Below are 14,421 nucleotides of genomic sequence, written 5' to 3'. Positions count from 1 at the left end.
CGCGATGTTCGAATACGCCCCCGCCCCCGAGTCGCGCTCGGTGGTGGACATCAAGCCCTCGTACGGGCTCTTCGTCGACGGCGAGTTCGTCGACCCGGTCGACGGCGGCAGCTTCAAGTCGGTCAACCCCGCCTCCGAGGAGGTGCTCGCCGAGGTCGCCGAGGCCGGCAGCGAGGACGTGGACCGTGCGGTCCGCGCCGCCCGGACCGCGTACGAGCGGGTCTGGGGTCCGATGCCGGGCCGCGACCGGGCCAAGTACCTGTTCCGGATCGCCCGGATCATCCAGGAGCGCTCCCGCGAGCTGGCCGTGCTGGAGTCCCTGGACAACGGCAAGCCGATCAAGGAGTCGCGCGACGTCGACCTGCCCCTGGTCGCCGCGCACTTCTTCTACTACGCCGGCTGGGCCGACAAGCTGCCGTACGCCGGCTTCGGGGCGAACCCGCAGCCGCTCGGCGTGGCCGCGCAGGTCATCCCGTGGAACTTCCCGCTGCTCATGCTGGCCTGGAAGATCGCCCCGGCGCTCGCGGCCGGCAACACGGTGGTGCTGAAGCCGGCCGAGACGACCCCGCTGACCGCGCTGCTCTTCGCCGAGATCTGCCAGCAGGCCGAGCTGCCCGCCGGCGTGGTCAACATCGTCACCGGCGCCGGCGACACCGGCCGGACGCTGGTCGAGCACCCCGGCGTGGACAAGGTCGCCTTCACCGGCTCCACCGAGGTCGGCAAGGCCATCGCCCGCGCGGTCGCCGGCACCCGCAAGAAGCTCACCCTGGAGCTGGGCGGCAAGGCCGCCAACATCGTCTACGACGACGCCCCGATCGACCAGGCCGTCGAGGGAATCGTCAACGGCATCTTCTTCAACCAGGGGCACGTCTGCTGCGCCGGCTCCCGGCTGCTGGTCCAGGAGTCGGTCGCCGACCGGGTGCTGGAGTCGCTGAAGCGGCGGATGGCCCAGCTACGGGTCGGTGACCCGCTGGACAAGAACACCGACATCGGTGCGATCAACTCGGCCGCCCAGCTGGCCCGGATCAAGGAACTCTCCGACGCCGGCGCGGCCGAGGGCGCCCAGCGCTGGTCGCCGCCGTGCGAGCTGCCCGAGCGCGGCTTCTGGTTCGCGCCGACCATCTTCACCGGGGTCACCCAGGCACACCGGGTCGCCCGCGAGGAGATCTTCGGCCCGGTGCTCTCCGTGCTGACCTTCCGCACCCCGGCCGAGGCCGTGGAGAAGGCCAACAACACGCCGTACGGGCTGTCGGCCGGGATCTGGACCGACAAGGGTTCCCGGATCCTGTGGACCGCCGACCGGCTGCGCGCCGGTGTGGTCTGGGCCAACACGTTCAACAAGTTCGACCCCACCTCGCCGTTCGGCGGCTACAAGGAGTCGGGCTACGGCCGTGAGGGCGGCCGGCACGGGCTGGAGGCGTACCTCAATGTCTGAGCGGGTCGCGGTACGCAAGACGTACAAGCTCTTCATCGGCGGGAAGTTCCCGCGCAGCGAGTCGGGACGGTCGTATCTCGTGCAGGACTCCAACGTGTCGCTGGCCTCCCGCAAGGACGCGCGGGACGCCGTCGTCGCCGCCCGGGCCGCCGTCAAGGGCTGGGCCGGGGCGACCGCGTACAACCGGGGGCAGATCCTCTACCGGGTCGCCGAGATGCTGGAGGGCCGGCGGGAGCAGTTCGTCGCGCTCGGCGTCCCGGCCGACGAGGTGGACGCGGCGATCGACCGCTGGGTCTGGTACGCCGGCTGGTCCGACAAGCTCCCCCAGGTGTACGGCGGGGCGAACCCGGTGGCCGGCCCGTACTTCAACCTGTCCGCGCCCGAGCCGACCGGGGTGGTCGCCGTGGCGGCCCCCGAGACGCCGGCGCTGCTCGGCCTGGTCAGCGTGATCGCCCCGGCGATCGTCACCGGCAACACCGTGGTGGTGGCGGCCTCCCCGTCGGCCCCGCTCGCGGCGGTGACCCTGGCCGAGGTGCTGGCCACCTCCGACCTGCCGGGCGGCGTGGTCAACATCCTCACCGGCAAGCTGTCGGAGACGGTGCCGACGCTGGCCGCGCACATGGACGTCAACGCGATCGACCTGACCGGGGTGACCGACGCAGACCTGGCGGCGGAGCTGGAGGTCAAGGCGGCGGAGAACCTCAAGCGGGTGCTCCGGCCGGCCCCGGCCGACCACGACTGGACCGCCGACCCCGGCGTCACCCGCATGACGGTCCTCCTGGAGACCAAGACCGTCTGGCACCCCAAGGGCCTCTGACCCCCCTCCCCACCCCCGGTCTGCACTAATTCACGGAAAGAGTGGTTCTCCGCGCCGCGGGAGCCACTCTTTCCGTGAATCAGGCCCCAGGCGGGCGGGGCGGATGGCGATCTACTACGGGGGGTAGGATTGGGAGGTGACTCGGCTTGGTGATCTCGAACGTGCGGTGATGGACGTGCTGTGGGACTCGGTCCCCGCCACGTCGGACGGGGTGACCGTGCGCGAGGTGGCCGACGCCCTGGACGGCCGCGAGCTGGCGTACACGACGGTGATGACCGTGCTGGACCGGCTCGCCGGCAAGGACATGGTGCAGCGCGAGCGGGAAGGGCGGGCCTGGCGGTACCGGCCGGCGGCCACCCGGGAGGCGCACATCGCCCAGCTCATGCTCGACGCCCTCGACCTCGGCGGCAGCCGGGACGCCGCGCTGGTGCGCTTCGCCCGCTCGGTGACCGGCACCGAGGCCGAGGTGCTGCGCGCCGCGCTCGGCGCCGAGGCCGGGCTCACCGGCCAGGAGGCCCGGCGGCCGGCGCTCGACGAGGCGACGGACCGGTAGGGCGGCCACCGTGGCGTACGCCCTGCACTTCGCCGCGACCATGCTGGCCTGCTGGCTGACCGCGCAGGTCCTGGCGGTCTCCACCTGGACCTGGCGGGCCCCGCGGGTGGCGATCGTCTGCTGGCAGGCGGTCGGGTTGGCGCTCGGTCTCTCCGCGATGGGGCTGCCGATGGCGCTCGGCCTGGCCGCGTACGACCGGCCGACCGGGAGCGCCCTGCTGGCGCTGACCGACGACCTGGCCCACGGCACCCTGCCCGCCGGGGTCGGCGCGGTGCACCTGGGGCTGGTCGGGATCGGGTTCGGCATCGGCGCGGTGCTGCTCACCACGACCGTGCGCAGCGTGCACGCCGCGGTACGCGCCCAGCGCCGGCACCGGGACCTGCTCACCCTGGTGGCCCGCCACGACCCGACGGTGCCCGGCGCGCTGGTGCTGGACCACCCGAGCGCGGCCGCGTACTGCCTGCCCGGGGTGCGACCCCGGGTGGTGGTCAGCGCCGGCACGCTCAGCCTGCTCGACCGCGCCGAGCTGGCGGCGGTGCTCACCCACGAGCGGGCGCACGCCCAGGAGCGGCACGATCTGGTGCTGCTGCCGTTCACCGCGCTCTGCCGGGCGCTGCCCTGGTTCCGCTGGGTCCGGGACGCCCACGAGCGGGTGGCGCTGCTGGTCGAGATGCGCGCCGACGACAAGGCCCGCGAGCTGCACGCCGAGGAGCCGCTGGCCGGGGCGCTGCGCCGGTTCGCCGCCGCCGGTCACACGATCACGCCGGCGGGCACCCTCGGAATCGGCGACCGTGACCTCGACGTACGGGTGCAGCGGTTGCTGGTGGCCGACCGGCCGCCGCGACTGCTCGGCGGCACCGCGCTGGCGGTGGCGGCCACCTTGGTCGCGCTGCCGATCTCGCTCTTCCTGAGCTGACCCGGAACTCACCCGGAACCGACCCGTAAGGGCCCTCATACGTAGCTCCCCTATGTGTAGCCTCGCTACGTCAAGCGAGACGACCCATGGGAGCACCGCACCGATGGACACCCTGTTCCTCGCCCGCCTCCAGTTCGCCGCCACCACCTCGATCCACTTCCTCTTCGTGGCGGTGACCCTCGGCCTGGTCACCCTGCTGGTCGGGCTCCAGACCGCCGGCTTCGTCACCGGCAAGCCGGTCTACGAGCGGCTGACCCGCTTCTGGGGTCAGCTCTACGTGATCAACTACGCCCTCGGCATCGCCACCGGGCTGGTGATGGAGTTCCAGTTCGGGCTGAACTGGAGCGGCCTCGCCCGGTACGTCGGCAACGTCTTCGGCGCGCCACTGGCCATCGAGACGCTGGTGGCGTTCTTCCTGGAGTCCACCCTCCTCGGCATGTGGATCTTCGGCTGGCACCGGCTGCGGCGCGGGGTGCACCTGGCCCTGCTCTGGGGCGTCGCGCTGACCGCGTACGCCTCGGCGTACTGGGTGCTGGTCGGCAACGCCTGGCTCCAGCACCCCGTCGGGTACGAGTTGCGCGACGGCGTCGCCCACCTGACCGACTTCACGGCCCTGCTCACCAACCCCACGCTGGGCTTCGCCCTCGGGCACGTGATCTCGGCGAGCCTGGTCACCGGCGGGCTGCTGATGGCCGCGGTCAGCGCCTGGCACCTGCTCCGGCGCACCCCGGACTTCCTGCTGTTCCGCACCTCGCTGCGGCTCGGCCTGCTCACCGCCGGGGTCGCGGTGGTCTTCCTGCTGGGCTTCGGCTTCGCCCAGTTCGGGCCGGTGGGGCAGCTCCAGCCGACGAAGTTCGGCGGCGGCCCGGACCGGGACGCGCTGGTCGCCGGCTGGGTCACCCGGTTCGGGCCGGGCGACTACACCCCACCGACGCTCTCCGACGTCGGGCTCGGCTTCATGATCCTGATCGGCTTCGGCCTCTTCCTCGGCCTGCTGCTCCTGCCGCTGCTCTGGCGCGACCAGATCATCCGGCTGCGGTTCCCGCTCTGGCTGGTGCTGCTCGCCCTGCCGCTGCCCTTCGTGGCGGTGCTGCTCGGCTGGATCGCCCGCGAGGTCGGCCGCCAGCCCTGGGCCGCGTACGGGCTGCTCCCCGTCGAGCGGGCCGTCTCGCCGGTCGGGCCCGGGGTGATGCTCGCCTCGCTGATCGGCTTCGCCCTGCTGCTGGGCGCGCTCGCGGTCACCAACTGGACGCTGATCGCCCGGCACGCCGCCCGGGGCGCGGCCGACCCCGCCCTCGGCCGGCCGCCCGCGCCCGAGACCGACACCCGCCCGCACTCCGTGTTCGCCTGAGGAGCCCGTCGTGGAACTCGCCTGGTACGCCCTGCTCGGCCTCTTCTTCGCCACCTACCTGGTCCTCGGCGGCTACGACTACGGCGTCGGGCTGCTGCTGGCCCACGGCGCCACCGAGGAACGGCGACGGGCCGCCCTCACCGCCGTCGGGCCGTTCTTCCTCGGCAACGAGGTGTGGCTGGTGGCCGCCGCCGGCATCCTGCTCGGCGCCTTTCCCGCGCTGGAGGGCGAACTGCTCGCCGGCTACTACCCGGCCGTGGCCGGCGCGCTGGTCGGGGTGGTGCTGGTGAACGCCGGGGTGCAACTGCGCAGCCGGCCCCGCACCCGGTCCGCCCGCGCCCGCTGGGACCGGGTGGTGGTGGCCGGCAGCGTGCTGGCCGCGCTCGGCTGGGGCGCCCTGCTCGGCGGGCTGCTCCAGGGCCTGCCGCTGCACCCCGACGGGCACGTCGACGGCGTGGGGCACCTCTTCACCCCGTTCGTGGCCGCCACCGCGCTGGCGGTGCTGGCGCTGGTCGCGCTCCAGGGTGCGACCTTCCTCACTCTCCGGCTGCCCGCCGCCGGCGCCGCCACGCTCACCCGGGTGGCCCGCCGGCTGGTCCCGGTGGCGCTCGCCGCGGTCGGCACGGCCACCGTCCTGGGCCTGCTCTCCGCTCGGGTACGCGCCGCGGTGGCGCGGCCCGCGGTGGCCGTACTGCTGCTGTTCGTGCTGGTAGCGGCGCTGCTGGCGGCCCGCGCGGCGCTCGGGCGGGGCCGCCCCGGGGTGGCCTTCGCGGCGACCGGCGCAGCGCTGGCCCTGCCGGTGGCGCTGGTCGGCGCGGCCCTCTGGCCCCGGATCCTGGTCTCCACCGTCGACCCGGCCGCCTCGCTGGCGGTGGTCGACGGGGCGGCGAGCGGGCCGACCCTGTCACTGCTGGGTTGGCTCGCGCTGCCCCTCCTGCCGGCCCTACTAGGCTTTCAGGCGATGTGCTGGTGGATTTTCCGGGAACGGACCGACGGCAGGGCACCGGTGTACTGGTGAACCGCCGCCCGTTCGACCCGCGTCTGCTGCGCCGGGTCCCCGCGGCCCGGCGCGACCTCGCCGTGCTCGCGGTGCTGGGCGGGCTGACCGCGCTGCTCGTCGTGGCCCAGGCCACCGCGCTGGCCACGCTGCTGGCGACCGCGCTCGACGGGCGGCTGCACCGGCCGGCGCTGGCCGGCTTCGTGGCGGCGGTGGCCGCCCGCGCGCTGGTGAGCTGGGCCCAGGGCACGGTGGCCGCCCGGGCGGCGGCGACCGTGAAGGCGACGCTGCGCGCCGACCTGCTCCGCGCGGTCGGCCGGCACGGCCCCACCTGGGTCGCCGGGCAGCGGGCCGGCCGGCTCGCCACCCTCACCGGGCGCGGCCTCGACGCTCTCGACCCGCACTTCACCGGCTACCTGCCGCAGCTCGTGCTGAGCGTGACCGTGCCGCTGGCGGTGCTGGCCCGGATCGTGGTGGCCGACTGGAGTTCGGCGCTGATCATCGCGCTGACCCTGCCGCTCATCCCGGTCTTCGGGGCGCTGCTCGGCTGGCAGGCCCAGGCCGCCACGGAACGGCAGTGGCGACGGTTGGCCCTGCTCGGCGGGCACTTCCTCGACATGGTCGCCGGCCTGCCGACGCTGCGCGCGTTCGGTCGGGCCCGGGCCCAGGTCGACGTGGTCCGCCGGATGGCCGACGGGCACCGGCAGGCCACCATGAGGACCCTGCGGATCGCGTTCCTCTCCGCGCTGGTCCTGGAGCTGGTCGCCACCCTCTCGGTGGCCCTCGTCGCGGTGCCGGTCGGCATCCGGCTGCTCGGCGGCGGGATCACCCTCTCCACCGCCCTGCTGGTGCTGCTGCTCACCCCGGAGGCGTACCTGCCGCTGCGCACCGCCGGCAGCCGCTTCCACGCCAGCATGGAAGGGCTCACCGCGCTCGACGAGGCACTGACCCTGTCGGCACCGCCGACCGACGCGGTTCCGGCCGACGCGGCTCCGGCCGGTACGGTCCCGGCCGGCGCGGGACGGCCCGTGCCGGACGGCCGGGGCGAGATCCGCTTCGAGAACGTCACCGTCGAGTACGAGCGGACCACCGCGCTGCGGGACGTCACGCTGACCGTCCGGCCCGGCGAGCGGATCGCCGTCATCGGGCCCAGCGGCGCCGGCAAGAGCACCCTGCTGCACCTGCTGCTCGGCTTCGTCGCGCCGACCACCGGCCGGGTCACCGTCGACGGCGTGGACCTCGCCGGGGTCGACCCGGACGGCTGGCGGCGGCAGCTCGCCTGGGTGCCGCAGCGGGCCCACCTGTTCGCCGGGTCGCTGGCCGACAACATCCGCCTCGGCGCGCCGGACACCCCGGACGCCGTCCTGGACCGGGCGGTCCGCGACGCCGCGCTGGACGAGGTGGTCGCCGCCCTGCCCGACGGGCTCGGCACCGAGTTGGGCGAACGCGGGCACGGCCTGTCCAGCGGGCAGCGGCAGCGGGTCGCGCTGGCCCGGGCCTTCCTCCGGGACGCCCCGCTGGTGCTCCTCGACGAGCCGACCGCCCGCCTCGACTCGGCCAGCGAGGCGGTGGTGCTGGCCGCCACCCGGCGACTGGTCGCCGGACGTACCGCCCTGCTGGTCGCGCACCGGCCGGCGCTGCTGGAGGACGCCGACCGGATCCTGCGGGTCGAGGACGGGCGGGTCACCGAACTGACCCCGACGGCGCGGGTGACCCGATGAGCGCCGAACGGGCCGTGCTCCGCCTCGCCCGGCCGTACCTGGGCCGGCTGGTGGGGGCGGGGCTGCTCGCCGCGGTCACCGAGTTCGCCGGGCTGGCCCTGATGGCGACCGCCACCTGGCTGTTGATGAGCGCCGCCGGCCGGCCCACGCTGGACCGGCTGACCGTGGCCATCGTCGCCGTCCGGGCGCTCGCGGTGAGCCGGGGCGTGTTCCGCTACACCGAACGGCTCGCCGGGCACGACGCCGTGCTCCGCATGATCACCGATGTCCGGGCCCGGGTCTTCGCCACCCTGGCCGCCCGGCGCGACGGGATCGCCCCGCGCACCGGGGACGCGCTGAGCCGGCTGGTCTCCGACGTGGAGGCGGTCCAGGACCTGCTGCTCCGGGTGCTGGTGCCCGGGGCGGCCGCCGCGCTGGTGAGCGTGGTCGCGGTCGGCGGGGCGGCGCTGATCTCCGTACCGGCGGCCGGGGTGCTCGCCGCCGGGCTGCTGCTGGCCGGGGTGGCGCTGCCGGTGCTGGCCACCGCGCTCACCCGGCGGGCGGCCGACGAGGTGGCCCCGCTGCGCGGCACGCTGGCCGTGGACGCGGTCGACCTCACCCACGGCGCGGCCGACCTGGCCGCCTTCGGCGCCACCGGTGCCGCGCTCGCCGCCGCCGAGGGGCGGGCCGCCCGGCTGGCCCGGTTGGAACGCCGGCTGGCGGCCACCGGCTTCGCGGTGGACGCGACCGGGGTGCTGGTCGGCGGGCTCACCGCCGCCGCGGTGACCGTGGTGGCGCTGCGCGCCGGGGTCGGCGGGGTGCTGATCGGCGTCCTCGCGGTCGGCACCCTGGCCGCCGTCGAGATCGCCCTCGCCCTGGTCGGCGCCGCCCGGCAGCGCGCCCAGCTGCGTACCGGCCTGACCCGGGTGGCCGCCCTGCTCGACACCGCCGAGCCGACGGCCACCGCTGCGCCGCGCCCCGCCCCGGGCGACGCCGCCGGGCCGGGGTCCACCGCCACGCCGCCGGCCGTCCCGGGGACCGTCGCCACCGACCGGGCCACCGCCGCGGTCGCCGCCCCGCACGACGTGCGGTTCGCCGGGGTGACCGTCCGGTACCGGGAGGGGGCGGCACCGGCCCTGGACCGGGTCGACCTCGACCTGCCGGCCGGCCGCCGGGTCGCCGTGGTCGGGCCGAGCGGCGCCGGCAAGAGCACCCTGGCGGCCCTGGTCACCGGCGCCGTCCGCCCCGACGCCGGCCGGGTCACCCTGGCCGGGACGGACGTGTCGGCGTACCCGGCCGAGGAGCTGCCCCGGACCATCGGTGGCCTGCTCGCCGAGGCGTACGTCTTCCACGCCTCGGTCCGGGAGAACCTGCTGCTCGGCCGCCCCGGCGCGGACGACGACGAGCTGGCCGCCGCGACCCGCGCGGCCGGCCTGCTGGACTGGGTACGCGCACAGCCGGACGGCTGGGACACCGTGGTCGGTGAGCAGGGCGGGCAGCTCTCCGGCGGCCAGCGGCAGCGCCTCGCGCTGGCCCGGGCGCTGCTGGCCGGCCCGGCGGTGCTGGTGCTGGACGAGCCGACCGAAGGGCTCGACCCGGCCGCCGCGGACGCCGTGCTCGCCTCCGCGTTGGCCGCCACCCCGGCCGGGCACTCGGTGCTGCTGATCAGCCACCGGCTCAGCGGCCTGACCGGGCTGGACGAGATCGTGGTGCTCGACGCCGGGCGGGTGGTGCAGCGCGGGCGGCACGCCGAGCTCGTCGCCGAGCCGGGCTGGTACCGGGACCAGTGGCTGCTCCAGGAGGCGGCGGAACGCGGCTACCTGGCGCTCGGCCCGACCGGCTGACCCCGTTCCTCAGGGAAATTCCCCGACGCGGGCGACGGCCCGCGATGGCAGGCTGGGGGCATGCGCGGGGACCGGGACGTGCTCGTGGAGCAGCGACTGCGCGAGCTGGGCGGCCGGCTGCGCGGGCCGGCCCGGCTGAAGACCGACCTGCTCACCGAGGCGCGGCACGCGCTGCTGGACGCCGTCGAGGCGTACCGCGAGGGTGGTCTGCCCCCGACGGAGGCGGAGCGGCGGGCGGTGGCCGAGTTCGGCACGGTCGCTGAGCTCGCGCCGGGATACCAGGCCGAGCTGGCGGCCGGGGCGCTGCGCCGGTTGGCCGTACGCGCGCTGGCGCTGGCGATGGTGCTGCTGGCCGGCGGCGATCTGACCTGGCGCGGGTCGAGCTGGAGCGCCGGTCCGCTGCCGCCGACGGGTTACCGGCTCCTGCACGCCTCGCTGAACGGGATCTGGTCCCTGGTCGCGCTGCTGGCCGTGGCGGGCCTGCTGGTCGGCGTCCTCGCCGCCCGGCGCGGGTCGCCCGGGCTGTCCGGGCCCGGCCGGGCGGTGGGCCACGGGCTGACCGCCGGGCTTGCGGGCGGGGCGCTGGCCGGCGCGACGCTGTTCGGCTGGTCGGTGAGCCTCTGGGACGAGGCGCTCGGCTGGCCCCCGATGATCATCGGCGCGGTGCTGATCGGCGCGGCCTGGTTCGGGCTGGCCCGGGCCGCCCGCTGCTGGCTCCGGGCCGCGCGGCTGACCTCGCGGTGACCATTCGCCTCGGGCTACCGCCGCGCGATGACGGACGGCGCGATGACGGACGGCGCGGTGGCGGACGGCGCAGTGGCGGCGGACCTCGCCGGTCAGGCGGGGCCGGCGGCGGGCTGGCCGGGGTCGAGGAACCGGCCCACCGTGGCGCTGAACTCGCGCCAGCCGGCGCGCTCCCCGGCGAGCGCGCGGGCGCCGGCGTCGGTCAGCCGGTAGGTGCGCCGCTCCCGGCCGTTGACGGTGCTCCACGAACTCGCCACCCAGCCGGCCCGCTCCAGCCGGCGCAGTGCCGGATAGATGGTTCCGGTGGGCAGGTCGAGGGTGCCGCCGCTGCGGGCGCGGAGCGATTCGATGATCGCGTAGCCGTGCCGCTCGCCCTGCTCCAGCACCGCCAGCAGCAGTGCGTCCAGGTGGCCGTGCAGCGCCTGGGCCTTCATGTGTAGCAAGGCTACTTGTCCGCCGGTCGGGACGCCACCGGGGTGCGGGTCCCGGTCCCGCCGAGCCGCCCACTAGGGTATGTGCCCAGAGTCACTCGGCGGCCGGACGCGCCGCCGGGTGGGCAGCCCGACAGCACCCGGAGGTCAGCGTGGCCCGCCAGTCGCCCCAACGGCCCGACGCCGACGAGCCCGAGCTCGACGACACCATCGCGTCGACCGCAGATGACGAGGTCGAGGTCGACCGCCCGACGGCGGACCGCGCCCTCTGGGACGAGCTGCGGATCGACCCGGTCGAGATCGCCCTGCCGTCCGGCACCGGCTTCACCCTGCGGGCGTACCGGCCGGCGCGGGAGCTGACCCCGACCGACGTCACCGAGCGCGACCAGGACGACCCGTTCCTGGCCCGCCGCCAGGTCGTCGAGACCGAGGACGACGAGGAGGTGGTGATCCTCGACGAGGAGTTCGCCGCCCTCTCCGCCGAGGAGGACGAGGACGACGAGTCCGACGAGCGGCCCGCGGGGCGCCGTCGAGACAAGGCGGACGCCGCCGACGACGAGGCCGGTCCGGACGAGGATGAGGCCGACGAGGACGAGGACGAGGCGGACGACGCCGCGGGCGACGAGGAGGTGCCCGTCTTCCTCACCCACCGGGGCAAGCTGCTGCTCTTCAAGACGCCCGAGGCGCTGGTGAGTTTCGTCCGTTCCGGCGCGCCCAACGACCTGTCCCAACTGGACGGCTGGCACGAACTGTCCGAACGGGTGGAACCGGCCGACATCGCCCCGCTGGACGAGGACACCTACGAGCTCGACCTGGTCGTCGAGAACCTGCGCGGCGGACACGACGCGTGGGATCCCGCGCTCCTGATCGAGGCCGGCGAGGTCGCTCGTGACCTGGCGTACGCGCTGCGGCTACCGGCCGTACTCGACATGCTCTCGGCGGGCTCCAGCCTGGACGACCTGGACGAGGCGCTGCGGGCCACCGTCAACGGCGGGATCAGCGGTTTCCTGGGCCGGCGCCGGCTGAAGAAAATCGGGGCACAAACCGCAAGTTTGGGTTGGCGCACCATTGTCGGCAAGATCTCTGCTGTTGTGGACTGGCGCGACTGACCCGGACCGGGGAGCATCAGTCTTCTGGCAGAGAAAGCCCTGTGTCCCGGGAGGAGGACGACGCCGTGGCGCTCGTGCGCGTGTACTGCGGTCTGGCCTCGGCGGATCCGGCCGACCGGCCGGCCTCGGCCGGATCGGCGCTGACGTCCGCTGTGGTCGACGACGCAGGCCGTCTGCTGCATGTCTGTGAGATCGGTGACGACCCGGCGGGCTACGCCCAGCTGGTCGCGCTGCTCGTGGAGCGGTCGGGCGGGCCGAGCGGTGCGGCCATCGCCGCCGACAGCGACGACCACACGGTCACCTCGCTGCTCAGCGCCGCCGGCCGACCGCTGGCCATCGCGGACGACGACTCGGTCGACGATTTCGCCGAGCGCTTCGCCGACGACGACTCGCTGGAGGAGATGCAGTCCCCGGCGGTCGAGCGTCGGGCGGTCGGGCTGGCCCGGGCACTCCAGGCCGGCGCCCTCTCCGCGGTCACCCTGCCGGCCCCGCGCGACCTCGCCGGCTACAAGCAGGTCCTCGCGGCGCACGCCGCGCTGACCAGCGGGCGGCACTCCGCCGCCGTCGCCCTGCGCGAGGTGCTGCGCGAGCTCTACCCCGCCGCGCTGCGGGCCTACCCGGACCCGGCCGAGCCGGTCGCCCTGGCCGTGCTGGACGCCCTCCCGGAGCCCGGCATGCTCGGCGGCACGATGGCCGGCGGCCGTGAGGTCGCGGTGGCCGCCGATGCCGTCGCGGCCCACCTCGCGGCCGAGGGGGTCGGCGACCCCGAGGCGGTCAACGAGGCGGTCACCGCGCTGCGGGTGGCCATCTCCGAGACGCCCCGCCGAGCCACGGTCAACCGGGCCCTCACCGCGGCCGTCGCCGAGACGGTGCGCCAGGCGGTCGCCTCGGTCCGTGCCTGCGACGCCGGCTGCGACGCGCTGGTCGGTGCGCTCGGCGCCCGGGTCACCGCACCGGCACCGGTCCCCGGTCGCCGCGCCGCCGCCCGTCGTGGCGAGCCGGTCGGTGAGCTGACCAACCTGCACCACACCGGCACCGGCCTGCGGCCGGTCCGGCCCGCCGAGCCCGAGCCGGTGGGCCGGCGCAGCCGCCCCGAGCCGGTCTCCGGGCCTGCCGCGCCGACCACGCCCCGCCCGCTGGGCCCGCCGCCGGTCGCGCCCGCCCCGATCGCGCCGCCGCCCGTCGCGCCGGCCCCGCTGAGCCCGGCCCCGCTGAGCCCGCCCCCGGTTGCCCCGGCCGCCGCCGGCCGGCCGACGTCGGCACCGGCGGCGCGGCCCGCGTCCACCGGCGTTCCGCTGCCGCCGCGCACCGCGCCGGCCGGGGCCCCGCTCCCGTCACGGCTGGACGGCCCGACCAACCGGCCGGTCTCCGCGCCGCCACCGCCGCCGCCGGGGATCACCCCGATCGCCCCGGCCCAACGCGGCACCGTGCCGCCGGCCGAGGCGGGTGAGCCGTTCCGGCCCACGCTCACCACGGCCGCGATCAACAGCGCCCGCGCCGAACGGCAGCGGACGATCATCCCGCCCCGACCGAAGACCACCCCGGTGGAGCCGCCGACCGGCGAGTTCAGCGCCACCGACCTGAGCGTGCCGGTGCCGCGTCCCGGCCCGGAGGCCGCTCCCCCGGGCTCGCGGGCGAACTGGCCACTGGTCAACACCGGCGACGAGCACGACGACCGTGCCAAGGAGGCACCGGCCGCCTACGGTTACGGCGACCGCGTCGACGCGCCGAGCGACCCGGGCCGGGTCACCCCGCCGTGGCTCGCGGACGACCTGCCCCAGGAGCCGCCGATGCTGCGGCTGGTGGAGCCGCCGCCGCTGGCCGACCGGGCCCTGCGCGACGGGCTCAACCCGCCGACGGACCCGGGCCTGGAGACGCCGCCGCTGCGCCTCGTCGAGCGGGAGGGTGCCGACCGGACCGGTCGGTCCGCGTCCCGTGCCGAGCTGCCCGCCCCGCTGGAGCGCCGTCCCGCGCCCCGTGCCGAGCTGCCCGCCCCGCTGGAGCGGCGTCCCGCGCCGAAGGAGCACCGGCCCCCGCCGGTCTCCGACGAGGGCGACGGTGACCTGCTGATCTTCGCCCAGGCGAAGTCCGCCTGGTTCGTCGGGCACGGCGAGGACACCGACTTCGAGTGGTCGACCACCGCGGACACCGGTTGGCAGGCGGCCGAGCAGGCGGCCCGCCCGGCGGTGGGCTCGGAGACCAAGGCCGGTCTGCCGAAGCGGGTGCCCCAGGCCAACCTGGTGCCCGGCTCGCCGCTGCGCGAGGAGCGTCCACTGCGGATCGTCCGGAACGCGGCGAGCCTCGCCGAGAACACCACCGGCTACTTCCGGGGCTGGCGGCGCGGCCAGGAGATCGGCGGCTTCGCCGTCGGGGGCCGGCCGGGCCGGGAAGCGGCCGGCGGCTGGGACTTCAGCCGAGACACCGGCGACCGCGACGACGACCGCGAGTACGAGTTCCGCTCCGCCGGTTACCGATCCTGATCGGAGTCACCCGCCTCGCCACCTGCGTGTTCCTGCCCACACCC

General features: G+C 75.8%; 12 protein-coding genes. 11 read left to right on the top strand and 1 reads right to left on the bottom strand.

What is annotated here, in order from left to right; all coding sequences use genetic code 11:
* Positions 1-4: 4 nt before the first annotated feature.
* The 9 genes from GA0070611_RS26405 to GA0070611_RS26370 all read left to right on the top strand — a co-directional run bounded on the left by GA0070611_RS26405 (position 5) and on the right by GA0070611_RS26370 (position 10,357).
* Entirely contained in the window at positions 5-1,435 is a 1,431-nt protein-coding gene (locus GA0070611_RS26405; protein WP_091669998.1) for an aldehyde dehydrogenase family protein, read from the top strand.
* Positions 1,428-2,252, top strand: a complete 825-nt coding sequence (locus tag GA0070611_RS26400) for an aldehyde dehydrogenase family protein (RefSeq protein WP_091669995.1) — start codon at positions 1,428-1,430, stop codon at positions 2,250-2,252. The genes GA0070611_RS26405 and GA0070611_RS26400 overlap by 8 nt, the downstream gene beginning before the upstream one ends.
* A 136-nt stretch (positions 2,253-2,388) precedes the next feature.
* A complete protein-coding gene (locus GA0070611_RS26395) occupies positions 2,389-2,805 on the top strand; it encodes a BlaI/MecI/CopY family transcriptional regulator (RefSeq protein ID WP_091669993.1) in 417 nt (138 codons plus the stop codon).
* Positions 2,806-2,815: 10 nt separating this feature from the next.
* Positions 2,816-3,721, top strand: a complete 906-nt coding sequence (locus tag GA0070611_RS26390; protein ID WP_091669990.1) for a M56 family metallopeptidase — start codon at positions 2,816-2,818, stop codon at positions 3,719-3,721.
* Between the two features lie 103 nt (positions 3,722-3,824).
* Entirely contained in the window at positions 3,825-5,072 is a 1,248-nt protein-coding gene (locus tag GA0070611_RS26385) for a cytochrome ubiquinol oxidase subunit I (RefSeq protein ID WP_091669987.1), read from the top strand.
* Between the two features lie 10 nt (positions 5,073-5,082).
* Positions 5,083-6,090: a cytochrome d ubiquinol oxidase subunit II gene (locus GA0070611_RS26380; protein WP_091669984.1), complete on the top strand. Its 1,008-nt coding sequence runs from the start codon at positions 5,083-5,085 to the stop codon at positions 6,088-6,090.
* Positions 6,087-7,790 carry a thiol reductant ABC exporter subunit CydD gene (cydD, locus tag GA0070611_RS31585; protein WP_197675805.1) on the top strand — a complete coding sequence of 568 codons (1,704 nt, stop codon included), beginning with the start codon at positions 6,087-6,089 and terminating at the stop codon, positions 7,788-7,790. The genes GA0070611_RS26380 and cydD overlap by 4 nt, the downstream gene beginning before the upstream one ends.
* Entirely contained in the window at positions 7,787-9,613 is a 1,827-nt protein-coding gene (gene cydC / locus GA0070611_RS31580) for a thiol reductant ABC exporter subunit CydC (RefSeq protein WP_197675804.1), read from the top strand. The genes cydD and cydC overlap by 4 nt, the downstream gene beginning before the upstream one ends.
* 60 nt (positions 9,614-9,673) lie before the next feature.
* Positions 9,674-10,357: a permease prefix domain 1-containing protein gene (locus GA0070611_RS26370; protein WP_091669981.1), complete on the top strand. Its 684-nt coding sequence runs from the start codon at positions 9,674-9,676 to the stop codon at positions 10,355-10,357.
* Between the two features lie 92 nt (positions 10,358-10,449).
* On the opposite strand, the gene GA0070611_RS26365 is transcribed toward GA0070611_RS26370, so the two are convergent.
* Positions 10,450-10,791, bottom strand: a complete 342-nt coding sequence (locus GA0070611_RS26365) for a PadR family transcriptional regulator (protein ID WP_091669979.1) — start codon at positions 10,789-10,791, stop codon at positions 10,450-10,452.
* 149 nt (positions 10,792-10,940) lie between these two features.
* On the opposite strand from GA0070611_RS26365, the gene GA0070611_RS26360 reads away from it, so the two are divergent.
* Both GA0070611_RS26360 and GA0070611_RS26355 read left to right on the top strand, forming a co-directional pair.
* Positions 10,941-11,897, top strand: a complete 957-nt coding sequence (locus GA0070611_RS26360; protein WP_091669977.1) for a DNA primase — start codon at positions 10,941-10,943, stop codon at positions 11,895-11,897.
* A 41-nt stretch (positions 11,898-11,938) separates the two neighbouring features.
* Positions 11,939-14,377 (top strand): transposase, encoded by a 2,439-nt coding sequence (locus tag GA0070611_RS26355; protein ID WP_091669973.1) that lies wholly within the window; start codon positions 11,939-11,941, stop codon positions 14,375-14,377.
* Positions 14,378-14,421 lie beyond the last annotated feature (44 nt).

The sequence above is a fragment of the Micromonospora auratinigra genome, assembly GCF_900089595.1.
GTDB lineage: Bacteria > Actinomycetota > Actinomycetes > Mycobacteriales > Micromonosporaceae > Micromonospora > Micromonospora auratinigra.
The sequence above is the reverse complement of the archived record's forward strand: the minus strand, read 5'-3'. Positions and strand labels throughout refer to the sequence as shown.